The organism is Amycolatopsis sp. FU40 (assembly GCF_021903635.1).
GTDB lineage: Bacteria > Actinomycetota > Actinomycetes > Mycobacteriales > Pseudonocardiaceae > Amycolatopsis > Amycolatopsis dendrobii.
The window spans coordinates 9,343,131-9,364,484 of sequence record NZ_CP091381.1 but is presented as its reverse complement, the minus strand read 5'-3'; the positions used below and the strand labels follow the sequence as shown (position 1 = coordinate 9,364,484).

Genomic DNA, 21,354 nt, shown 5'->3' with positions numbered 1-21,354 from the left:
GGAATTGCGGCGGACGAGGACGGGTGGTCTTCTTGGCTGAAGATCGAAAGGTGAGCCGCCATGCCGTACGCGTACACATTCGACCAGATCCGCGACCGGCCGGTCACCGTGTTCGGTGCCGGGACGCTGGGCAGGCGCATCGCGCTGATGTTCGCCTCGCGCGGCGGGACCGTGCGGATCAGCGACCCGAGCGCCGACCAGGTCGCCGCGGCGGCGGAATACGTGGCGGAGGCGTTGCCTGTCCTGATTGAAAAACGCGGCAGCGGCGAGGTCGGCCAGGTCGAGGACGCAGCGTCGATTGAGGACGCGCTGCGCGACGCGTGGCTCGTTGTGGAGGCGGTGCCAGAGCGGCTGGACATCAAAATCCCGCTGTGGGGCCAAATCGACGAAGCCTCGCCCGCCGACACCATCTTCGCCACGAACTCGTCGTCGTATCCGTCGCGGATGATGGCCGAGAAGGTGCGCGACAAATCGCGGATGTGCAACATCCACTTCTACATGCCGCCGACGGCGAACGCGGTCGACCTCATGTCCGACGGCGAAACCGGCCGGACCGTGCTCGACACGCTGCTCGGAGTGCTGCCGGAGTTCGGCATTCATCCGTTCGAGGCGCGCAAGGAAAGCGTCGGCTTCATTTTCAACCGCGTGTGGGCGGCGATCAAACGGGAATCGCTGGCCGTCGTCGCGGAGGGCGTCGCCCGGCCGGAGGACGTGGACGGGATGTTCAAGATCAACTGGCACCTGTCGTACGGGCCGTTCCAGATGATGGACCAGGTCGGCCTTGACGTCGTGCTGGACATCGAAAACCATTACGCGGACGAGAATCCGCACCTTCCCGCCGGGCCGAGGGAGCTGCTGCGCAGCTACGTCGAGGCGGGGAAGCTCGGGATCAAGACCGGCGAGGGGTTCTACTCGTACGGCTGAATCACGGCAGCACGACGTCGACCTGCAGCCCGCCGTCCGCCACCGCGACCGCGGACACCCGGCCGCGGTGTGCGGTGGCTACCGAGTTCACGATCGACAATCCGAGGCCGGCTCCGTCGCGATGGTTCAGGCGTTCGGCAGTCAGCCTGCGGAACGGCTGGAACAGCGAATCGACCGCCTCGGCAGGCACCCGGTCGCCGGAGTTGCGGACGCTCAGCGCCGGCTCGCCGCCGACGTTCACCTCGACCCATCCGCCGGGACGGTTGTACTTGATCGCGTTGTGCACGAGGTTGGCGATCATCCTTTCCAGCAGGAGGGGATCGCCGGATACCGTGCGCTCGGCCGACTGACGGCGCAGGGTCAGTTCGTGTTCGGTCAGCTGATCGCCGTACCGCGCGACGACGGCGTCCACCAGCTCGTCAAGCCGGACCGGGATGGCGCCGGGCAGGCCGCGGTCAGCTTCGGCCAGCACCAGCAGGCCTTCGATCAGCTGCTCATTGCGTTCGTTGACGACCAGCAGCTGCGCCGCGAGCCGCTGCACGTCCTCTCCCCCGCCGGTGACGATCGCGACCTCAGCGAGCGTCCGCTGCACCGCTAGCGGCGTGCGCAGCTCATGTGACGCGTTCGCGGCGAATCGGCGCTGGCCTTCGAAGCCGACAGCGACCCGGTCGAGCATTCCGTTGACCGCCGTGGAGAGGACGCGCAATTCGTGCTCGGTCTGGTGCGACGGCATGCGCTGCCCCAGGTTCCGCGGGCCGAGTTCGTCGATCGTGGACGAAAGATCCAGCAGCGGCCGCACGACCCAGGACACCAGCGGACGCCACGCGCGAATCGCCAGCACGACGACAGCGACCAGCGGCAGGAACCACCAGATCGTGCCCAGCGGGTCACGGCAGCCGGTGCCGCGCGGGCAGAACGATTGGTCCGCATAGGTCCCGAGCACCATGGCCAGGCCCTTCCCGACGGGGTACGCCAGCACCAGCGCGACCAGCAGCCCGCCGAGGAACACCAGCTCGATGCGACCGCGGAGCGAGCCTCGGGCCCGTTTCAGGTAGCCAAACGGTAGCCAGCTCCGGGAACGGTGTGGACTATCGGCGGCGGGCCGAGCTTCTTCCGCAGCGTCATGACCGTCATCCGCACTGTGTTCGTGAACGGATCGGCGTGTTCGTCCCATGCCTTCTCCAGCAGCTCTTCCGGGCTGACGACCCGCTCCTCGGCTCGCAGCAGCACCTCCAGCACGGCGAACTCCTTGGGAGACAAGGACAATGGCCGACCGTCCCGCGACGCGAACCGCTTCGCCGGGTCCAGCTCGACACCCGCACCGTGCAGCACCGGCGGCAACGAGGGCCGGGCCCGCCTCGCCAGCGCGTGCACCCTGGCGACGAGTTCGGCGAACGCGAACGGCTTCGTCAGATAATCGTCCGCGCCGAGACCGAGCCCCTCGACCCGGTCGCGAATACCCGCCGCGGCGGTCAGCATCAGCACCCGGGTCTCGCCGCCGTCGCCGGCGATTCTGCGGCAGATCTCGTCGCCGTGCACCCGCGGCAGGTCACGGTCGAGCAGCACCACGTCATACCGATGGACGGCGACGCGTTCGAGCGCGGCATCACCGTCGTAGCAGACGTCGACTGCCATGCCCAGATGCCGCAAGCCTTCCGTGACGGAGTCGGCCAGCATCCGCTCGTCTTCGGCCACGAGCACTCGCATTCAGCTTCTCCTCACGAGCGCCAGTACAACGCCGGGCGGATAAAGACCGGATAAACGCCGATCTTAACTGCCCGGGATCATCCGCTGACTAGACCTGCGGAATGATCTTCGCCGGGAAACGCACGTCTCATGCACGGTTCGCTGCGGCGGGCGGCTCTGTCACGAGAATTTGGCCTGCCGCGCGGTTCCAGCGCGGCGCGCGGCCCGGGTCGAGTGCGCGAGTTCAGCCTCGTGCACTGCTCAAGCCGGGCGGATCCGCCTCGCCGATCACGCCAGTCAGCCGGGTCGCGGTCGCCACGTCCGGTCCATCGTCCAGGCCGCCCGCAGTGGCCGGGCGCGCTGGACGGCTCACATCGGCTGCTCAGTCCGGCCCCTCGGCGCGACCTGGGTCCCTTGCGCTGCCCGGATTCGTCGCATGGCTCGGGCTGATCGCACGGGTCTGGCCCGTCGCACGAGTCGCCGGGAAACGCGCGTCCGTCCCGAAGCTCGCTGAAAGACACACGCCGACCTCAGCGCGTGCGGGAATGCGTGCCTTCGCCGCGAGATCTTTCGGAGCGAACGCGTCTGTCACCGTGCCCGCCGGGATGCGCGGGTCCGCACCAGCGCTCGCCGGAGGAGACGCGTCCGCCTCGGCGCGCTCCACGAAACGCGCCTTGACGGCCCGGTTTCCCCGATGGGAAGCGTCTGCCGTTGGGCTCGCCGGGTCGATACTGGTTTCGCTCGGCGCGTTCGGCGCGGGCGCGACGTTGCGGCATGATCCCGTGCTGTCGGGAACCGTGTTCAGCATCGTGCGCTTCGGCCATGGCCGCCTGCTGGCGACCGCTGTTGTCTATCTCGGCATTTTCCTCCTGGTGTCAGCTTGGGTCCGATTAGGACATTCCGCGCGCGCGGGCCAGGCGAACGCGCGGAAGATCGTGCGGACCACCTGGATGTGGTGCGTACCGCTGCTCGGTGCGCCGCCGTTGTTCAGCACGGACCTGTACACGTATCTCGCACAGGGCGTGGTGGCGCACGCCGGCTTCGATCCCTACACCCGCGTTGCGGCTGATTTTCCGGGACCGATCACCGACAACGCGGCGGGCGGCTGGCTTCGTGTTCCGTCGCCCTATGGTCCGTTGCATATCTTGATCGTGAAAAGCGTCCTCTCGGTGACTGGTGACAACGTGATTCTCGGGGCGCTGCTGACCCGCCTTGCCATGACGGCGGGTCTGGCGCTGATGTGCGTCGCTGTGCCGATCTTGTGCCGGCAACTGGGCTCGCGGCCGGAATGTGCGCTGTGGATGGCAGTCGCGAACCCGTTGACGGTGCTGTGCGTGGTTTCAGGAGGGCACAACGATTTACTGATGATCGGGCTCTTGAGTGCGGGCGCTGCGCTGGTGATCACCACTGTACCAGGATTGGGGTTCGTCTTGGTAGCACTTGCCGCAGCAGTGAAGGCTCCGGCGGCAGTGGCGTTGCCGTTTCTCTTGTGGGAGTGGGCCCGCCGTCGCTCTGGCGGGCGGACTTCTGTTCGAGGCTATGGATTCACGCTCGTCGCCACAGTGTCCATTGTGGTCAGTACGATGGGTCTGTGCAGCGTCGCCGCAGGGGTCAGCCTCGGGTGGATAGGTGCGTTGAGCGGAAATTCAGTGCTCGAACCATGGCTCTCGGCCTCGACTTCGGCCGGGAAAATCGTGGGCCTTCTGACAGGCGATCCCGCGGCAGCCGTTGCGGTGAGCCGGATTGCGGGCTGCGTCGTACTCGTGGCTGTGGTCGCCTGGCTGTGGTGGCGTTCGCGAGCCGGCGGCGCGGACGCGGTGCGCGGAGCTGCTGCGGCTTTATTCGTGACCGTTGTGCTGGCCCCGGTGGCTCTTCCCTGGTATTTCACGTGGCCGTTGGTTCTGGGAAGTGCTGCTGCGTGGCCTGTTTCCCGGGTCGCCGTTGCGGCTGCTGCGTCCACGTGGCTGGTGGTCAGCACTCATCCTGACGGGAAAAGCCTGCTGCCGCCATGGGGATTCGCGGTGCTGGCGGTGGCGTCGGTCGTCGTGGGCGTGCTGACCATGCGCGGGAAGTTCGCACTCCTGGGTGACGTTGGTGCTGGTAGAGTGGTGGCATCAACCTTCGAAGGTTCTTCCTTACCCATCAATGGATTTCTTGCCATTCGCGCGAAACTGCGTGCCGGTTTGAGCGTGGCGCTCAAGAGTCGCGGCTGTGTCGCTGTTGCTGCGCCGCGATCCGCCCAAGTGGAGAGGTACAGCTGCCGCGAGGAACAACGCGGGTGCTTGGCTGAGCCGGGCGTGGCACGACCGTCGTGTGGGCGCGGGTGCGGGCGCACCCGCACGACGGGAACAGCCACGCCTGACTGAGCGGTCGTCGCTGCCGAGCTGACCCGGGTCGCCGGGCGGCACCGGGCCCGCGGGGATCGGAATAGCTCCACGCGCAGCCAGTCATGGGAATGACAGGGTCACGCTCCATCAGCACGGCCACAGCACGACCAAAACCCATCAAGCATGGCCGGAACACGACCGAACTCCATCAGGCATGGCCGGAACACGAGCAGACTCCATCAGGCACGGCCGGGACACGAGCAAACCCCGCCAGGCACGACCGGAACACGAGCAAACCCCGCCAGACACGACCGGAACAGGACCAAACCCCGCCAGACACGACCGGAACACGAGCAAACCCCGCCAGACACGACCGGAACAGGACCAAACCCCATCAGGCACAGGCAGACCACCGCCAAGCTCCAGAGAGGAGAGCGCAGAGGCAACTACGAGAGAGCTCAATCCAGCGAAACCGCGACTTCTTCCAGCGCGTCCATCGACTCCTGCATGCCACCCTCCATACCGGACTCCAGGATGGCGTCGCGGAGTTCCTTGGTGTGCGTTTCGGTCAGGATGGTCACGGTGGTGCGGTCGCCCGATTCGGCGAAGGTCACGGTGACCACGGGGGCGTCGACGTCCAAGGCTCCTGGGGTTTCGTAGACCTCGGTATGGACCAGGCGTTCGTTGGGGACTATCTCTCGATATTCGCCGTGAAAGGCGACCTCGAAATTGCCGTTCGCGAGCATCACGTAGCGCCATTGGCCACCGACGCGCAGATCGATGTCCACGGACGTCACGGTGCCCCGTTTGCCTGCCCACCAGCGTTTCACCAGGTCGGGCGTGGTCCAGGCGCGGTAGACGTGCTGTCGCGGGGCGGCGAAGTCGCGGGTGATCAGGATCTGGTCGTCAGCGGGCAGCGTCACCTTCGCCGTGCCGGTCGTCGTGTCAGTCATGGGCTTCCTCCTCGGTCGGGTCCATTTCTTCCAGCACGGCGTCCAGCGATGCGAACCGTTCCTCCCAGGAGCGTTCGTAGCGGCGGACCCAGTCGTGAATGGGCTTGAGGGCGCGGCCGTTCAGGCGGTAGAGGCGTTGCCTGCCCTCGTCCCGCACCTCGACCGCGCCTACCTCGCGCAGGACTCGCAGGTGTTTCGACACTTGCGGCTGGCCTAAGCCCAGCGCGCGGACCAGGTCGTTCACTGGGCGTTCGCCCTCGGCGAGGACGTCCAGGATTTCCCGGCGCCGTGGTTCGGCGACGGCGTTGAAGACGTCCGCGGTGGTTGCTGCCCGTGCCATGCGGCAATCATATGCCGATATGGGTATGCGTCAAGAGGCTGGGCGGGCGCGGACGTGGAAGCGTTCTCCTTGCGGACCGAACAGGGCCAGGACCTCACAGACCTCGTCCCCCGCGTTGCCGAACCAGTGCGGGACGTGGGTGTCGAACTCGGCGACCTCGCCTGGACGGAGGACCACGTCGTGTTCGCCGAGCATCAGGCGCAGTTGTCCGGATAGGACGTACATCCACTCGTACCCCTCGTGGACCCGCTGGTCCGGGGGTTCTGCGGAGCGCTCCGGCGGGAGGATCATCTTGTACGCGCGCAGACCGCCTGGGCGGCGGGTGAGCGGCAGGTAGGTGCGGCCGTGCCGGACGAATGGTTTCGGGTGCAGGCGCGGGTCGCCGGTCGGGGGTGCGCCGACCAGTTCGTCCAGCGGGACCTGGTAGGCGCGGGCCAGAGCGAGCAGCAGTTCCAGGGTCGGTTTGCGCTGGCCGGCCTCGAGCCGGGACAGGGTGCTCACCGAGATGCCGGTCGTTTCCGAGAGGCCGGTCAGCGTCGCGTTGCGTTGTTTGCGCAGGGCGCGCAGCCTCGGGCCGACCGCGTGCAGGACCTCGCCGAGGCCCTGGTCGTCTTCGCTCATGCCGGTCAATTTGCCACTTCGGCAAAGAACTTTGTCAAGTCGGCGCGTTCTCCGGATAGTCCGGTGGCACGGGGACCGACAGGAGGACGCAGTGGACGAGAAGTACGACGTGGTGGTGGTCGGCGGCGGGGCGGCCGGGCTCAGCGGGGCGGTGGCGCTCGCTCGGTCGCGGCGGTCGGTGCTGGTCGTGGATTCCGGCGAACCGCGCAACGCGCCTGCCGGGCACGTGCACAACTACCTTGGCCGCGAAAGCACGCCGCCCGCCGAGTTGCTCTCGCTCGGGCGCGCGGAACTGGCCGGGTACAGCGGCGAGGTGGTCGCGCAGACGGTGACGTCGATTGCCAAGGGGGACAACGGGTTCGAGATCTCCCTGGCCGACGGGCGGCGCACGCACGCACGGCGGGTGCTGGTCGCGACCGGTCTCGTCGACGAGCTTCCCGAGGTCGCCGGGCTGGCGGCGCGGTGGGGGCGCGACGTGCTGCATTGCCCGTACTGCCACGGCTGGGAGGTGCGCGACCGGGCGGTCGGCGTGCTCTCGACCGGTCCGATGACCGTGCACCAGGCGTTGATGTGGCGGCAGCTTACCGACGACGTGGTCGTTTTCCGGCACACGCAGAGGGATTTCGACGAGGCTCCGCTGCTGGCTCGCGGGATCCGGATCGTGGACGGGGTGGTCGCGGCGGTCGAGGCCGAAAGCGACCAGCTGACCGGGGTGCGGCTCGAGTCAGGTGAGGTCGTGGCGCGCGAGGCATTGGCGGTCGCGGCGCCGGCCAGGACCCGGGCGGACTTTCTCGCGCCGCTCGGGATCGAGCCGGAGCCGGTGGAGTTCAACGGGTTCGTGATCGGCACGCGGGTTCCCGCGGACACCGCCGGGCGGACGTCCGTGCCCGGTTTGTGGGTGGCGGGGAACGTCACGGACATGCGGGCGCAGGTCGTCGTTTCGGCCGCGGCGGGGTTGATGGCCGGGGCGGCGATCAACGGCGAACTGGTCGAGGAGGAAGCCGCGGAAGCTGTGCGGCTGCGGGAAAGGCCGTTCTCGCACGAGATGGAGCGGGAGGTCGCGCGGGCCAACGAGCACCACGCGGAGCCGCCGCCGTTCGACCGGGCTTCCTGGGAGGAGCGGTATCGCTCGCGGGACGAGATGTGGAGCGGGCGGCCGAACGATCAGCTCGTGACCGAGGCTCGCGGCCTCGAACCGGGCCACGCGCTGGACGCCGGCTGCGGCGAGGGCGGCGACGCGCTGTGGCTCGCGCAGCAGGGCTGGCGCGTGACGGCGGTCGACTTCTCCACGACGGCCATCGAACGCGGACGCGCGCAGGCGGCGAAACTCGGGGTGGCGGACCGGATCACGTGGGTCGCCGCGGACGTGGGCGAGTGGGCGCCGGAGTCGAAGTTCGACCTGGTGACGTCGCATTTCCTGCACATTCCGTCGGCGGCCCGGACGGTGGCGTTCGCGCGGCTCGCGGAGGCGGTGGCTCCGGGCGGGACGCTGCTGGTGGTGGGGCACGACCCCGCGGATCACCACGCCGGCCGGCCGCACATGGCGGACATGATGTTCACGGCTGAGGAAGTGGCGGAGACGTTGGATCAGTCATGGGCTTCGGTGGCTGCGGACGTTCGCGAAAGGCCCGCGGTTGGGGCGGAGATGGTGGTCCGGGACACGGTGCTGGTGGCTCGGAAGAGGTGACGGCTCCCCCGGTCTGGCTGGAACGCGGTCAGACCGGGGTCGGTCGCATCAAGTTGCCGAGGAACGGCGCGAAACAACCGCCGTCGACCTGGGGCGAACGACGTCGCCCGACGGCCGCGGGTCTTCGTGAGCAGTCCGCGGTCGTCGCGGAACCGGCGTTGCCGCGTGGGAAGAACGCCGCCGGTCCAGGTCGGCCGCACGCGGGCGGTCGGTGACGTTGCGGCTCACCGCGCTGGCAGAACGGTGACCGGGTGGTATGCCTCCGACGCCGGGACGTGGGCTCGTCAGGAGACGGACGCTCGCGCTGGCCGGGTACCGCCGATACCCCGGAAGCTCCGGAGCGCGGACAGATACAGCGCGGCGGTGATGCTCGGCGAAGCGGAGACGGACGTCTCCCGGAGTGACCGTCCCGATGGTCGCCTGAACCGGAGGAATCAGGCGTGGTGCACGGATTCCACGGTGCACAGGTGCGGGTCGCTCTCGGCCAAGGACAGGGCGGCGGACAGGTGTTCGCGGCATTCCGGGGCGACGAGCATGGCCTGGAAGTCCTCGGCGCTCGCCCACTGGGCGTAGTTCACCACGCGCGTGCCGTCGATGCTCGCGTGGATGTTCGCGGACACGAAGCCGGGCTGGTGGCGGATGACTTCCTCCGTCGCCGTCGTCAGGACATCGACTAGGGCCCGCTGCTTCTCCGGGGCGACGGTGAAGACGTTCACCAGGGTGGCGAGGTCGGCGTCGGTGCTGATGGTTGTCATGACGCTTCCTTACGGCAGGTTCTTGTCTTGAGTCAACAGACGACGCAGCGGGCGGCCGAGGAGCGGATGCTGTTGACCCGGCCGCCCCGGCAACCCTCGGTGACCGATGAGTTTTCGTCGTCCCGCCGGTCTACCTCGTATCAAGCACACGAGGAGGACCCATGGGCAAGGTGTTGTGGCACGTCGCGATGTCGCTGGACGGGTTCGTCGCCGCGGACGGGCATGCGATGGATTGGATGTCGGGCGTGCGCGTCACGCCGGGGGTGCACGAGGAATCCGTCGCGCGGGTCGGGGCGATTCTGGGCGGGCGGCGCGGGTTTGACGCGCTAGCCGCCCGGGTGCCGGGGGAGGTCGCCAGGCAGCCGTATGGCGGAGCGTGGCGCGGGCCGGTTTTCGTGCTTACCCATCATCCGGAGGACGCGCCGGCCGAGGACGGGGTCGCGTTTCTCGACTGCGACGTCCGGGAGGCGGTCGAGACCGGGCTCGCGGCGGCCGGCGGGAAGGATCTGGAACTGCACAGCCAGGACATCGCGCGGCAGTGCGTTGAGCTGGGGATTCTCGACGAGTTCCTGGTGCATCTCATGCCGGTGATGCTGGGGTCCGGGGTGCGGCTGTTCGACAATCCGGGCGGGAAACCGGTTCGGTGGGATCGGGTGCACGACGGGGATCCGGCGCTCGCGGTCGACCTGCGGTATCGGCTCGCCTCCGGACGCTGAATCCCGGTCAGCGGGACGAAGCGGCCTACTAATGGCGTATGGCACCGACGCGGTTATTGGTCTATACCATTTGGACAGGGGTTTACCGCCCCTCGGTCCTCACCGTGGAGGTTCCACCTATGCGTCTCCCCTCCCCCCGGAAACTGGCGGCTGCGCTCGGCGGGTTGCTGGCCGTAGCCGGACTCGCGGCGCCGCAGGGCGCCGCGGCTGCGGCGAGCGACTCGTCGATCGCGCTCGCGCCCTATGTGGACATGGGCGCGTGGCCGTCGCCTGTGTTGTCTTCGATGGCCGAGCAAAGCGGCATCAAGAGTTTTACTCTCGGCTTCGTCACCGGAGCTGCGTGCAAGGCCAGCTGGTTCGCTGCCTACGATCCCCGGCAAGGCTGGCAGTCCGACGAAATCGCGAAGATCCGCGCGGCAGGCGGAGACGTCAAAGTCTCCTTCGGCGGCGCGTCCGGCGTCGAGCTCGCGCAGGCGTGCGGTGACGTCAATTCGCTGGTCGCCGAGTACGAGGCGGTGATCAAAGCCTACGACCTCAAGTACATCGACATCGACATCGAGGGCGCGGCGGTCGCCGACCCCGGGTCGATCAAGCTTCGGTCGCAGGCGCTGAAAAAAGTGCAGGACGACAATCCCGGGCTCAAGATTTCCCTGACGCTGCCGGTCCTTCCGACCGGGCTCACCTCGGACGGGCTGAACGTCGTGACCTCGGCCCGGGACGCGGGCGTCAATCTCGACCTGGTGAACGTCATGGCGATGGACTACTACCAGGGCCCCGGCGACCAAGGCGCCAAAGCGATCCAGGCGGCGCAATCCACGCAGGCGCAACTGAAATCGGCGCTCGGACTGTCCGATGCGGACGCTTGGCAGAAGGTGGGGCTCACGCCGATGCTGGGCGCCAACGATTCGCAGAACGAGATCTTCTACCAGAAGGACGCCAGCGCGGTCGTGAGCTACGCGCAAAGTGTCCACATGGGAATGCTGTCGTTCTGGGAACTCGGCCGAGACGCGAACGCGTGCAGCGGACCGCTGTACCGGTGCACCAACATTTCGCAGCAGCCGTACGAGTTCTCGAAGATCTTCGCCGGGTACTCCGGCTGAGGGAAAGACGGAGCAGCCCGGGCCCGGCGCGGGACCCGGGCTGACTCCGGAACAGCTTTCGAAAACCGGGATCAGGGCAGGTAGTACATCGGGTTCGGCAGCTTCACCGGGTGATCCGCGTAGCCGCCTTCGAGGTCGCTGAACTGGTCGCCCAGGTTGAGCACGATGTGCGCGCCGGTCGACTGGATGTGCGCGCGGGTGCCCGACTTGTATTGCACGGTGTTGCAGTTCAGGCCGCACGGCAGGTAGTCCGGCGGGGTGGTCTTCGGCTTGAAGTACGCACCGGCCGGGGTCGGGTAGCCCTCGTTGGCGAGGTTCTTGAGCGACTGCGGGCCCTGTTTGTCGTTGCGGCCGGTCAGGAAGTAGATCTGCACGCCTCGTTCGGCGGCCCACTTCGTCAGCTCCAGCACCGGTTTGTTGGCCTCGAAGGTGCCGTCGTCGATGGCTTTCTGCTGCTTCGCCGGGTCGAAGCCGAAGTCGTTGTCGGCTTCCCAGCCATAGGTGATCTCGGACGTGTCGTCCACGTCGAGCACGATCGCCGGGTTCTTCACCTTCCCCAGCTTCTGCTGCAGGTACCGCTTCGCGTCGGCGAGCACGCGCTTGGTGTCGGTGACGAACCGGCTGCTCTCGGAGTAGTGGTGCTTGCCGGACGCGTCGAGCCAGTCGCCGTAGTACGCCTTGACGTCGTTCTTCACCTGGCCGATGTTGGCCGGTTCGCGGCCGTGCGCGGCGGTGACGGCGTCCGAACCGGCGAGTGCGGTCGCGCCGCCTGCGACGGTGGCGCCGACGGCCGCGGCGGCGGCCAATTTGACGAGAGCGGGAAAACGAGACACAGCGACCCTCCAGTGATGATTCGTCAACCCGCAGAACTTACGCCGCGTCCCTCGGCTTGAAAACCCTCCGTTGGGATGCGTTCGGCCCGGCACACGAACGCCACCGGCGACCGGCCGATCCGCGTCAGCACCACAGTGGACTCTTCGCTGCCGCGCGGTTTCAGCTTGCGACGCAAAGCGTCCGGGTCCACGTCGAGGCCGCGGACGAGGATTTCCAGCCGCCCGACGTCGAGCTTCTTCAACGCCTGCCCGAGCGTCTTTTCCCGATACGGCAATTGTTCCAGCACCCGGAAGGCCCGCACGCCGGGCGGTGGCGTGTCACCGGTGAGGTAGGCGATGCGTTCGTCCAGCTGCCACAAGCCGTGCCGAGCTGCGTAATGGCGCACGAGTCCAGCGCGCACGACCGCGCCGTCCGGGTCGACCAGCCACTCCCCCGCTGCTTGCACGGGAAGGTCGTCTGGCTCCGCGTCGGTGAGAGTCCACTGTGAACCGTCCGAACGCAACACTGTCGCTCGGCGGGCAACACCGGACGAGAGCCCTCGCCACAGGCAGGCTTCGCGGACTTGGCCGTCGAGCGACACGAGTTCGACCTCGTCCGCCCACGGGGCGATGGAGAAATCCATACCGGGCGCGCATTTCACCGACAGGATCCGGCCGGGATAGGCGGCCACGAGTTCGTCGAGCGGCGGCAGGAAGTCGGCCGGACGCCACACCCGGCGGCCAGCGGAGTCGCGGCGAGCAGGATCGGCGACTACCGCGGTGTCGCGGGAAACCGGGCGCAAGGCGTCGGAGCGGGCGATGAGCGGCGAGACTCCGGCGACGGAAGCGTTGTGCTGCGCCATTTCCAGCCGCACCGGATCCACATCGGACCCGATCGCGGCTGAAGCGACCCGGGACAGTTCAATCAGGTCCGCGCCGACTGAGCAGGTAACGTCGTGCACGGCGTGACCAGCCAGTCGCGAAGCCCGATGCCGTGCCACCGGCGTAGCGCTCGCCTGTTGCAAGGCGTCGCCGGTGAAGAGCCACTCGCCGGACGAAGTCAGCTTCAGAACCGATTTACGCCGCAGCGCAACGGTTTCCAGCACCGGGGAAGCGTGTTCTCCGGCTACGCGACGAGCTGCCGTGACGTCCGCGATCCGCGATCCGTCCAAAGCGGAGCACTCGGCGAGCGCCGCCCGTCCCGCGGCGGAGCGCAGGAAGGCGACGTCGTCGAGCGTGAAACTGTAGGGCAATTCAGGACGGCCGCTTGGTCCCGGTGATCATCACGTTGTAGAACAGCTCGCGCGGCAGCACCTTCGAAAGCAGCTTCTTGTCCAAAGCGGACAGCCGCAGCCACAGGTGGTAGGCGAACAGCCGCCAGCGCACGGTGAGCTTCTCCTGCGGCACCGCGGCCTCGAAGGTGCGGATCGGCCATCCGGCCAGCGCCGCGGAGAACTCCTCGGTGACCGCGCGGACGTCCTGGGCACCGGCGCCGCGCGCCATCGCTTCCAGCTCCGACGGGTCGAAGGTGTGGATATCGACCACCGCCTCCAGCGCCGCCGCGCGCGAGGACTCGTCCAATTCGGACTGCGGACGCCGCCAGCCGCTCAGCGCGGGCAGCTTGGTGATGTTCGTGGTGAGGTACCAGGTGAGCTGGCCGAGCCTGCGCGCGTAGCGGTCGCCGATCTTCGTCGGCTCGCCCGCGAACACGAACCGCCCGCCCGGCTTGAGCACGCGCAGCACCTCGCCGAACGCCTGGCGCACGTCCGGGATGTGGTGCAGCACCGCGTGCCCGACCACGAGGTCGAACGTGTTGTCGTCGTAGGGGATCCGCTCCGCGTCGGCGACCCGGCCGTCGACGTCGAGACCGAGGCCCTCGGCGTTGCGCAGCGCGACCTGCACCATGCCCGGCGACAGGTCGGTGACCGAACCCTTCTTCGCGACGCCGCCCTGCATCAGGTTCAGCAGGAAGAAACCGGTGCCGCTGCCCAGTTCCATCGCGTGCTGGTAAGGCTGGCCGTCGTCGCCGGCCACCGCGTTGAACACGTCAGTGGCGTAGGAGATGCAGCGCTCGTCGTAGGAAATGGACCACTTCTCGTCGTACGTCCCGGCTTCCCAGTCGTGGTAGAGGACGTTCGCGAGCTTCGGGTCGGCGTAGGCCGCCTTGACCTCGTCTTCGGTCGCGTGCGGGTTCGGCGCCGGGTCGGACACTCCTGAGTCGGACACGGAAGTCACTTCCCCTCGAAACTGGCTTTGCCGGGGCCGTTGTCGATGAACGACTGCATGCCGTTGCGCTGGTCCTCAGTCGCCCACAGCGCGGTGAACAGCTGCGTTTCGATCTTCAGGCCGGTGGCCAGGTCGACGTCGAGGCCGGAGTCGATCGCCGTCTTGGCCGCGCGCAGCGCCACCGCCGGGCCGTTCGCGAACTGCGACGCCCACTTGTGCGCGGCCGCGTACACGTCGTCCGGGGCGACGACCTCGTCGACGATGCCGAGCTTCAGCGCCTCCTCGGCCTTGACGAACCGGCCGGTGAAGATCAGGTCCTTGGCCTTGCTCGGGCCGATCAGCCGGGTCAGCCGCTGCGTGCCGCCCGCGCCGGGGATGATGCCGAGCTGGATCTCCGGCTGGCCGACCTTGACGTTGTCGCCGGCGATCCGCCAGTCCGCGGTCAGCGCCAGTTCGAGGCCGCCGCCGAGGGCGTAGCCGGTGATCGCGCAGACGACCGGCTTCGGGATGTTCGCGACCCGGGCGAGCGACGCGGTCAGCTCGGCGCCGAACTTCGCGATCTCCGGGTAGGTGCGGGAGGCCATCTCCTTGATGTCCGCGCCGCCGGCGAAGGTCTTCTCGCCGCCGTAGAGGATCACCGCGCGCACGTCGTCGCGGTCGGACGCCTCGCGCGCGGCCTCGGCGAGCTCGGCCTGCACCTGGTTGTTCAGCGCGTTGACCGGCGGCCGGTCCAGCCGGATCGTGCCGACCCCGCCCTCGACCTCCAGGGTTACGAACTCTCCCACGCGAACTCCTCCTCGTTAACGGCGTTGACGCAGCGCCAGCAGGCTACCGGCCGGTAAGGCCAACCTAGCCGACCTACCTGCGGCGGGCGAAGAACCGCTCGCCCGAACGCTGCAGCACCAGGTCCTGGTCGAACGTCTTGGACAGGTTCTCGCTGGTGATCACGTCGTCCACCAGCCCGGACACCACCGCGCGGCCCTCGCGCAGCAGCAGCGCGTGGGTGAACCCGGGCGGGATCTCCTCGACGTGGTGGGTGACCAGCACCATCGCCGGCGCGTCCGGGTCCATCGCGAGCACCGACAGCCGGGCCACGAGGTCCTCGCGGCCGCCGAGGTCGAGTCCCGCGGCGGGCTCGTCGAGCAGCAGCAGCTCCGGGTCGGTCATCAGCGAGCGGGCGATCAGCACGCGCTTGCGCTCGCCCTCGCTGAGCGTGCCGAAGGTGCGCTCGGCCAGGTGCGCGATGCCGAGCGTGCCGAGCAGTTCGGTCGCCCGGTCGAGATCCATCCGGTCGTACTGCTCGCGCCAGCGGCCCATCACCGCGTACCCGGCGCTGACCACCACGTCGCCGACGAGCTCGTCGCCGGGCACGCGCTGGGCGATCGCGGCGGAGGTGAATCCGATGCGCGGGCGCAGGTCGAAGATGTTCACCTTGCCGATGCGGTCGCCGAGCAGGTCGACGGTGCCGGAGGTGGGGTGCAGTTCGGCGGCGGCCAGGCGCAGCAGGGTGGTCTTGCCGGCCCCGTTCGGCCCGAGCACCACCCATCGCTCGTCCAGCTCGACCGCCCAGTCGAGGGCCGCGAGGAGGTCGTTTCCGGTACGGCGGACGCCGACACCGGACATCCGCACGACGAGGTCGTCAGGATCGCTGGGCAGGATCGGCTCGCTCACGAGCCCATTGTGGCGGTCGCCCGGGCACGGGCGCGCACCCGCCCGGGGCTAGCAACTCGCTCGTGAGTGTTTGTGCCGGTTGGAACCGGCACAAACACTCACGAGGCCCGGATGCGTGCCGGGTGTCCAGCCGCTGGGACGAGCGGCCGTGCTCGCGGCGCTGTGGCAGCATCCACGGCATGTCCAGGTCCGCGCGCCCCGTGTTGTGGCGCCGTCGCGCGATCGACCTGCTCCTGGTCGCTTCCAGCGGATGTAGCCGGGCGCGGCACGCACGCTGATCCTCGTCGGCGTGCCGCGTCGCCTCGTGCCCGGCATCTTCCGACTCATACCAGGAGCACCCGCGTTGACCACGTCCATCGTCCGTCCGGAAGTCGAAATCCACCCCCAGCTGACCGACCCGCTGCTGCCCGAGCTGCTGCACCCGGCGCGGCTGCTGTGGACGCCGCGCGAGCTGGCCGACCTGACCCGCACGGTCACCACCGAGCTGACTACCAGCCTGCGCGGCGTCCTGCGCTTCGACGAAGACCAGCGCTGGTGGGCGCGCCTGGCGCTGACCGACGGCGTCGAACTGTGGCTGCTGTCGTGGTTGCCCGGCCAGCACACGAAACCGCACGACCACGGCGGCGCGTCGGGTTCGTTCACCGTGCTGCAAGGCGAACTCGGCGAGGAGTACCGCTACCCCGGCGGCCCGGTGCGCCGCCGCACGCACACCGCAGGGCAGGGCATCGGCTTCGGCGCCGGGCGCGCGCACCAGGTGCTCGGCGTCGGCAGCGAACCGGCGGCCAGCGTGCACGCCTACTCGCCGCCGCTGGTGCCGACCCGCGAGTACACGAGCCTCGCCGACGTGCCGAACGAGATCCCGCCGCTTCCTGCCATTGTGCGGTCATGACCGCACTTGATGGTTTCCTCGCCGACGCCCGGTCCGCCTTGGACCGGGCGGACCCGGCGCGCGCCGCCGCCTTGCAGGCCGAGGGCGCGCTGATCGTCGACATCCGGCCGTACGCCAACCGGCTCGCCGAGGGCGAGATTCCCGGGTCGGTGGTGGTCGAGCGGATCCACCTGGAGTGGCGGCTGGCTCCGGAAAGCGAGTGGCGGCTGCCTGGGGTTTCGGCGGAGACCGTCGCGGTGGTGGTGTGCAACGAGGGGTACGCGTCGAGCCTGGCGGCGGCGGATTTGCAGCGGCTGGGACTGGCCAAGGCGACGGATCTCGTGGGCGGGTTCCGGGCTTGGGCGGCGGCTGGGCTGCCGGTACGGGAAGGCGGAACCCCGGCGGTCGATTGAGCTGGGGCGCGAGCGCCCCAATGTGGCATTGGGTGCGTCCCGCGCACCGAACGCCACATTGGGTGCGTCAGATGCACCCAATGTGGCATTGGGGCGCGAACTTGCTCAGGCGAGGACGACGCGGGCCAGTTCCGCCGGGCTCGCCAGCAGCGGGTGTTTCGGCAGCACCCGCACCGTGTAGCCGACCGAGCCCGCGCGCGGCAGGCGCAGGGTCGCGGCGAACGCGCCGATTCCGTCCGGCGTCATCGGGACCTGCACCGCGTCCGCGAGTTCGTCCCCGTCGCCGACCTGGCCCACCACGGCTTGGATGTCCACTTCGGACGGTTCGAGACCGGCGAGGTCGATCCGGGCGCGGATGGTGACCTCGGTGCCCACCACGAGCCGTTCGGTGTGGTCGTACTGGAGTTCGGCGTCGAAGATCCGCACGCGCGGCCACGCGACTTCCAGTTTGGTGCGGTAGTCGGCCAGCGAAAGCGCGCCCTGGTGGCCGTTGTCGGTGGCGGCGGTGACCATCCTCGACGCGGGCAGGTAGCCGGAATCCACGTACTCGCGGACCATGCGCGACGCCTGCACTCGCGGGCCCAGCGTTTCGAGCGTGTGCCAGACCATCGCGAGCCAGCCGGTCGGCACGCCGTCCGCGCCGGTGTCGTAGTAGAGCGGCGCGATCTGCTGGCCGAGCAGGTCGTACAGCGCCGCGGCTTCGAGGTCGTCGCGGCGGAGCGGGTCGGTGACGCCGTCCGCCGTAGGAATCGCCCAGCCGTTCGAGCCGTCGTAGCACTCGTCCCACCAACCGTCCTTGATGGACAGGTTCAGGCCGCCGTTGAGCGCAGACTTCATGCCCGACGTGCCGCACGCCTCCAGTGTCCGCACGGGGTTGTTCAGCCACACGTCGCAGCCGCGGTAGAGGTAGCGGGCCATCGACATGTCGTAGTCCGGCAGGAAGACGATGCGGTGGCGCACCGCGGGGTCGTCGACGAACCGCACGATCTGCTGGATCAGCTGCTTGCCGTTCTCGTCGGCGGGATGCGATTTGCCGCCGATCACGATCTGGATCGGCCGTTTTTCGTCCAGCAGCAGCGCGCGCAGCCGGTCCGGGTCGCGCAGCATCAGCGTGAGCCGCTTGTACGTCGGCACGCGGCGGGCGAAGCCGACGGTCAGCACGTCCGGGTCGAAAACGCGGTCGGTCCAGCCCAGTTCCAGTGCTGAGGCGCCACGCTGCATCCACGCCGCCCGCACCCGCCGCCGGACCTCGCCGACCAGCTTCTCGCGCAGTTCCCGGCGCAGTTCCCACAGCTGCTGGTCGCTGACGCCGTCGCGCAGCGAACTGTCCGGCGTGCGGCCCTCGTGGCCGAACTCCTCGTGGTTGCCGCCGAGCAGCGCGCTCAGCTCGCGCGCCACCCACGTCGGCCCGTGCACGCCGTTGGTGATCGACGCGATCGGCACCTCGGCGTCGTCGAAACCGGGCCACAGGCGGGAAAACATCCGGCGCGTGACGCGGCCGTGCAGCTCGGAGACACCGTTTGCACGCTGTGCCAGACGCAGCCCCATGTGCGCCATGTTGAACAGGCCGGGGTTGTCCTCCGCGCCGAGTTGCAGCACGCGGCGGACGTCGACGTCCGGGACGAGCCTGCCGTCGGAGAAGTAGCGCTGCACGAGGTCGACCGGGAAGCGGTCGATGCCCGCGCTGACCGGTGTGTGCGTGGTGAACACGGTGCCGGCGCGGACCGCGGGCAGCGCCTCGTCGAAGGCGAGCCCGTCGGACTGGATGATCTCGCGGGCGCGCTCCAGCCCGAGGAATCCGGCGTGCCCCTCGTTGGTGTGGAACACCTTCGGCTGCGGATGCCCGGTCAGCTCGCAGAACTTCCGCACCGCGCGGAACCCGCCGATGCCGGCCAGGATCTCCTGCCGGATCCGGTGGTCGGCGTCGCCGCCGTACAGCCGGTCGGTGACCGAGCGGAGGTCCTCGTCGTTGGCCTCGATGTCGGTGTCGAGCAGCAGCAGCGGGATCCGGCCGACGCGGGCCCGCCACATCTGCGCGCGCAGGTCGCGCCCGCCTGGCATGGCGACCTCGACCAGCACCGGGCGGCCGTCCTCGGTGACCAGTTCCAGCGGGAACGCGTTCGGGTCGATCACCGGGTAGTGCTCGACCTGCCAGCCGTCGAGCGACAGGCCCTGGCGGAAGTAGCCGGACCGGTACAGCAGGCCCACACCGACCATCGGGACGCCGAGGTCCGAGGCCGCCTTGAGGTGGTCGCCGGCGAGCACGCCGAGGCCGCCGGAGTAGTTCGGCAGCGCCTCGGTGACCCCGAATTCCATCGAGAAGTACGCGACCGCCCGCGGCAGGCCGTCATCGGTGCGCCGCTGGTACCAGCGCGGTTCGGTGAGGTAGCGCTCCAGCCCGGCCGCGGCCTCGCGGGTGCGGTTCAGGAAGTCCTCGTCCTTCGCCAGTTCTTCGAGCCGTTCCGGCGGCAGCGCGGTGAGCATGCGCAGCGGGTCGCGGATCTTGTTGAAGAGTTCGGCGTCCATCGAGGCGAACAGGTCGCGCGTCGGCGGATGCCAGGTCCAGCGAAGGTTGGTCGCGAGTGCGCCGAGCCCGGCGAGCGGCTCGGGCAGGCTGGCGCGGACGGTGAACCGGCGGACTGCACGCATGGTCAGCGACGATATCCGGCTCGCTTCGCGCGCGCTCGCACCCCACTTCGGGGATTGTCCGCGCGTTGCGCCATCCGGGTCAGTAATGTCCGGGTTCGTTGTCGGGACGCGGATGGGAACGAGGGAACATGAGCCGAGGGGGACGCCGGTACGCGCTGGTCGCGCTGGTCGCCGCGACCGTGCTGGGGACGGCCGCGTGCGGGGACAAGGCTCCTCCGGCGACACCGGGCGCCGGGAACGTCGCCGGGCTGCCGGTCACGCACTTCGAGAGCGGGCTGCGGACCGACGCGCCGCGGCCGGATCTGCGGGTCAAGAACGCCAGCGGCGGCGAGGACGACCAGCTCGCCACCGCCGCGATCGCGGACGTGCAGGCGTACTGGACCGAGGCGCTGCCCGCGGAGTTCGGCGGCAAGCGGTTCGAGCCGGTCAAATCGCTGCTGTCCTACGACTCGAAGCGCGACACCGAGGACACCGCGTGCGGCAGCGTCAAGCAGCTGGTGAACGCCTTCTACTGCGCGGGCGACGATTCGGTGGCGTGGGACCGCGGCGTGCTGCTGCCGATGCTGCGCAAGCGGTTCGGGCCGATGTCGGTGGTGACCGTGCTGGCGCACGAGTTCGGCCACGCGATCCAGTACCGGCTCGGGGCGACGGCGGGGATTTCGAAGTCGACGCCCACCGTCGTGAAGGAACAGCAGGCGGACTGCTTCGCCGGCGGGTACTTCCGGTGGGTCGCCGAGGACAAGAGCAAGTTCTACCGGGTGTCGACCGCGGAGGGGCTGGACCAGATCCTGGCCGCGATGTTCTTCATCCGCGACCAGGCCGGGACCAGCGCGACGGACCGGCAGGCGCACGGCACGGCGTTCGACCGGACGTACGCGTTCCAGGCCGGGTTCGAGAAGGGGCCGAAGGAATGCGCGGGGATGAACGCGCAGAACGTGCAGAAGCGGTTGACTGAGCGGCCGTTCGACTCGGGCGACAAGGGCAAGGGCGACACCCGGTTCGGCGAGCAGACGGTGACGGATCTGAAGGCCAGCCTTGACGAGGCGTTCAAGGGCGCGGGCGTGCAGGGGCCGCAGTTCCGGGCCGGGCCGGGGAGCTGCCCTGGCGGGCCGAGCACGCCGCCCGCGTCTTATTGCCCCAACGACAACACGGTGACCTTCGATCAGCGGGCGCTGGAGAAGCTGGCCGAGCCGGTGGACCAGGAAGCCGAGATGGCCGGCCGGGCCGGCGGCGGGCTGGGCGACTTCGCCGCCTTCGCCGAGTTGGCGTCGCGGTACGCGATCGGGGTCCAGAAGGGCGTGGGGGCGTCGATCGATACGCCTAACGCCGGGTTGCGGACCGCGTGCCTGGTGGGGGCTTGGGCGGCGTTCTCGAATCATCCGACGGGCGGGGTGAAGCTGAAGTTGTCGTCCGGAGACCTGGACGAGGCGATCGCGGATCTGCTCCGGCCGGACGGGCTGGTGTCGGCGAACGTGAACGGGGAGCGGCCGGACAGCGGGTTCGACCGGGTCGAGGCGCTGCGCCGCGGCTACCTCGAGGGGTCGTCTTCCTGCTCGAAGCAGTACCCCTGACAGCGGAAAGGGCCGCACCGTTCCGGTGCGGCCCT

Annotated in this window: 20 protein-coding genes; 8 read left to right on the top strand and 12 right to left on the bottom strand. The window is 68.9% G+C overall.

The genetic code is table 11. The features are described 5' to 3' along the window. The first annotated feature begins 60 nt into the window (after positions 1-60). Entirely contained in the window at positions 61-924 is an 864-nt protein-coding gene (locus tag L3Q65_RS44370; protein WP_182892270.1) for a 3-hydroxyacyl-CoA dehydrogenase family protein, read from the top strand. 1 nt (position 925) lies between these two features. Here the strand turns inward: L3Q65_RS44370 and L3Q65_RS44365 are convergent, their stop codons facing one another. Next, on the bottom strand, positions 926-1,933 hold the full coding sequence (locus L3Q65_RS44365; RefSeq protein ID WP_237598312.1) for a HAMP domain-containing sensor histidine kinase: 1,008 nt from the start codon (positions 1,931-1,933) through the stop codon (positions 926-928). 38 nt (positions 1,934-1,971) lie between these two features. Beyond that, positions 1,972-2,631 (bottom strand): response regulator transcription factor, encoded by a 660-nt coding sequence (locus tag L3Q65_RS44360; protein ID WP_182892271.1) that lies wholly within the window; start codon positions 2,629-2,631, stop codon positions 1,972-1,974. A gap of 524 nt (positions 2,632-3,155) precedes the next feature. Here L3Q65_RS44360 and mptB point away from each other — a divergent pair. Further along, complete coding sequence (gene mptB, locus L3Q65_RS44355; RefSeq protein WP_237598311.1) at positions 3,156-4,976, top strand: polyprenol phosphomannose-dependent alpha 1,6 mannosyltransferase MptB; 1,821 nt, start codon at positions 3,156-3,158, stop codon at positions 4,974-4,976. A gap of 419 nt (positions 4,977-5,395) precedes the next feature. On the opposite strand, the gene L3Q65_RS44350 is transcribed toward mptB, so the two are convergent. From L3Q65_RS44350 to L3Q65_RS44340, 3 genes are read right to left on the bottom strand one after another with little or no spacing between them, the layout of a single operon-like run. Next, on the bottom strand, positions 5,396-5,890 hold the full coding sequence (locus L3Q65_RS44350; protein WP_182892273.1) for an SRPBCC family protein: 495 nt from the start codon (positions 5,888-5,890) through the stop codon (positions 5,396-5,398). Then, entirely contained in the window at positions 5,883-6,230 is a 348-nt protein-coding gene (locus L3Q65_RS44345) for a helix-turn-helix transcriptional regulator (RefSeq protein ID WP_182892274.1), read from the bottom strand. Before L3Q65_RS44345 ends, L3Q65_RS44350 begins: the two co-directional genes overlap by 8 nt. Before the next feature lie 30 nt (positions 6,231-6,260). Beyond that, complete coding sequence (locus L3Q65_RS44340) at positions 6,261-6,851, bottom strand: helix-turn-helix domain-containing protein (protein ID WP_182892275.1); 591 nt, start codon at positions 6,849-6,851, stop codon at positions 6,261-6,263. A gap of 91 nt (positions 6,852-6,942) precedes the next feature. On the opposite strand from L3Q65_RS44340, the gene L3Q65_RS44335 reads away from it, so the two are divergent. After that, positions 6,943-8,538: a bifunctional NAD(P)/FAD-dependent oxidoreductase/class I SAM-dependent methyltransferase gene (locus L3Q65_RS44335; protein WP_237598310.1), complete on the top strand. Its 1,596-nt coding sequence runs from the start codon at positions 6,943-6,945 to the stop codon at positions 8,536-8,538. 434 nt (positions 8,539-8,972) lie between these two features. On the opposite strand, the gene L3Q65_RS44330 is transcribed toward L3Q65_RS44335, so the two are convergent. Then, on the bottom strand, positions 8,973-9,293 hold the full coding sequence (locus L3Q65_RS44330; RefSeq protein ID WP_182892277.1) for an antibiotic biosynthesis monooxygenase: 321 nt from the start codon (positions 9,291-9,293) through the stop codon (positions 8,973-8,975). A gap of 161 nt (positions 9,294-9,454) precedes the next feature. Between L3Q65_RS44330 and L3Q65_RS44325 the strand changes: the two genes are divergently transcribed. Together L3Q65_RS44325 and L3Q65_RS44320 are read left to right on the top strand one after the other, a co-directional pair. Next, positions 9,455-10,009, top strand: coding sequence for a dihydrofolate reductase family protein (locus tag L3Q65_RS44325; protein WP_237598309.1), 555 nt, complete (start codon positions 9,455-9,457; stop codon positions 10,007-10,009). Positions 10,010-10,128: 119 nt separating this feature from the next. Continuing rightward, complete coding sequence (locus L3Q65_RS44320) at positions 10,129-11,109, top strand: chitinase (protein ID WP_182892279.1); 981 nt, start codon at positions 10,129-10,131, stop codon at positions 11,107-11,109. Positions 11,110-11,180: 71 nt separating this feature from the next. On the opposite strand, the gene L3Q65_RS44315 is transcribed toward L3Q65_RS44320, so the two are convergent. The 5 genes from L3Q65_RS44315 to L3Q65_RS44295 all read right to left on the bottom strand — a co-directional run bounded on the left by L3Q65_RS44315 (position 11,181) and on the right by L3Q65_RS44295 (position 15,818). Further along, complete coding sequence (locus L3Q65_RS44315) at positions 11,181-11,942, bottom strand: HAD family acid phosphatase (protein ID WP_237598308.1); 762 nt, start codon at positions 11,940-11,942, stop codon at positions 11,181-11,183. A gap of 23 nt (positions 11,943-11,965) precedes the next feature. Continuing rightward, positions 11,966-13,174 carry a class I SAM-dependent methyltransferase gene (locus tag L3Q65_RS44310; RefSeq protein ID WP_237598307.1) on the bottom strand — a complete coding sequence of 403 codons (1,209 nt, stop codon included), beginning with the start codon at positions 13,172-13,174 and terminating at the stop codon, positions 11,966-11,968. A 1-nt stretch (position 13,175) separates the two neighbouring features. After that, positions 13,176-14,132, bottom strand: a complete 957-nt coding sequence (locus L3Q65_RS44305) for a class I SAM-dependent methyltransferase (protein ID WP_182892590.1) — start codon at positions 14,130-14,132, stop codon at positions 13,176-13,178. Positions 14,133-14,152: 20 nt separating this feature from the next. Then, positions 14,153-14,932: an enoyl-CoA hydratase/isomerase family protein gene (locus tag L3Q65_RS44300; RefSeq protein WP_037811874.1), complete on the bottom strand. Its 780-nt coding sequence runs from the start codon at positions 14,930-14,932 to the stop codon at positions 14,153-14,155. Between the two features lie 73 nt (positions 14,933-15,005). After that, the gene (locus tag L3Q65_RS44295; protein ID WP_037811875.1) at positions 15,006-15,818 is read right to left on the bottom strand and encodes an ABC transporter ATP-binding protein; all 813 of its coding nucleotides are present in this window, start codon (positions 15,816-15,818) and stop codon (positions 15,006-15,008) included. 343 nt (positions 15,819-16,161) lie between these two features. Between L3Q65_RS44295 and L3Q65_RS44290 the strand changes: the two genes are divergently transcribed. Further along, positions 16,162-16,707: a cysteine dioxygenase family protein gene (locus L3Q65_RS44290; protein ID WP_237598306.1), complete on the top strand. Its 546-nt coding sequence runs from the start codon at positions 16,162-16,164 to the stop codon at positions 16,705-16,707. Beyond that, positions 16,704-17,099, top strand: a complete 396-nt coding sequence (locus tag L3Q65_RS44285; RefSeq protein WP_182892284.1) for a rhodanese-like domain-containing protein — start codon at positions 16,704-16,706, stop codon at positions 17,097-17,099. Before L3Q65_RS44290 ends, L3Q65_RS44285 begins: the two co-directional genes overlap by 4 nt. Positions 17,100-17,204: 105 nt before the next feature. Here L3Q65_RS44285 and glgP read toward each other — a convergent pair whose 3' ends face one another. After that, positions 17,205-19,748, bottom strand: coding sequence for an alpha-glucan family phosphorylase (gene glgP, locus L3Q65_RS44280; RefSeq protein WP_182892285.1), 2,544 nt, complete (start codon positions 19,746-19,748; stop codon positions 17,205-17,207). A 128-nt stretch (positions 19,749-19,876) separates the two neighbouring features. On the opposite strand from glgP, the gene L3Q65_RS44275 reads away from it, so the two are divergent. Next, positions 19,877-21,319 carry a neutral zinc metallopeptidase gene (locus tag L3Q65_RS44275; protein ID WP_182892286.1) on the top strand — a complete coding sequence of 481 codons (1,443 nt, stop codon included), beginning with the start codon at positions 19,877-19,879 and terminating at the stop codon, positions 21,317-21,319. Positions 21,320-21,354: the final 35 nt, after the last annotated feature.

Bases quoted from the DNA above. Each gene is read 5' to 3' on its own strand.
- L3Q65_RS44350 (WP_182892273.1), bottom strand. From the start codon at position 5,890: ATGACTGACACGACGACCGGCACGGCGAAGGTGACGCTGCCCGCTGAC.
- L3Q65_RS44275 (WP_182892286.1), top strand. From the start codon at position 19,877: ATGAGCCGAGGGGGACGCCGGTACGCGCTGGTCGCGCTGGTCGCCGCG.
- L3Q65_RS44345 (WP_182892274.1), bottom strand. From the start codon at position 6,230: ATGGCACGGGCAGCAACCACCGCGGACGTCTTCAACGCCGTCGCCGAA.
- L3Q65_RS44285 (WP_182892284.1), top strand. From the start codon at position 16,704: ATGACCGCACTTGATGGTTTCCTCGCCGACGCCCGGTCCGCCTTGGAC.
- L3Q65_RS44360 (WP_182892271.1), bottom strand. From the start codon at position 2,631: ATGCGAGTGCTCGTGGCCGAAGACGAGCGGATGCTGGCCGACTCCGTC.
- L3Q65_RS44330 (WP_182892277.1), bottom strand. From the start codon at position 9,293: ATGACAACCATCAGCACCGACGCCGACCTCGCCACCCTGGTGAACGTC.
- glgP (WP_182892285.1), bottom strand. From the start codon at position 19,748: ATGCGTGCAGTCCGCCGGTTCACCGTCCGCGCCAGCCTGCCCGAGCCG.
- L3Q65_RS44370 (WP_182892270.1), top strand. From the start codon at position 61: ATGCCGTACGCGTACACATTCGACCAGATCCGCGACCGGCCGGTCACC.
- L3Q65_RS44325 (WP_237598309.1), top strand. From the start codon at position 9,455: ATGGGCAAGGTGTTGTGGCACGTCGCGATGTCGCTGGACGGGTTCGTC.
- L3Q65_RS44320 (WP_182892279.1), top strand. From the start codon at position 10,129: ATGCGTCTCCCCTCCCCCCGGAAACTGGCGGCTGCGCTCGGCGGGTTG.
- L3Q65_RS44340 (WP_182892275.1), bottom strand. From the start codon at position 6,851: ATGAGCGAAGACGACCAGGGCCTCGGCGAGGTCCTGCACGCGGTCGGC.
- mptB (WP_237598311.1), top strand. From the start codon at position 3,156: ATGCGTGCCTTCGCCGCGAGATCTTTCGGAGCGAACGCGTCTGTCACC.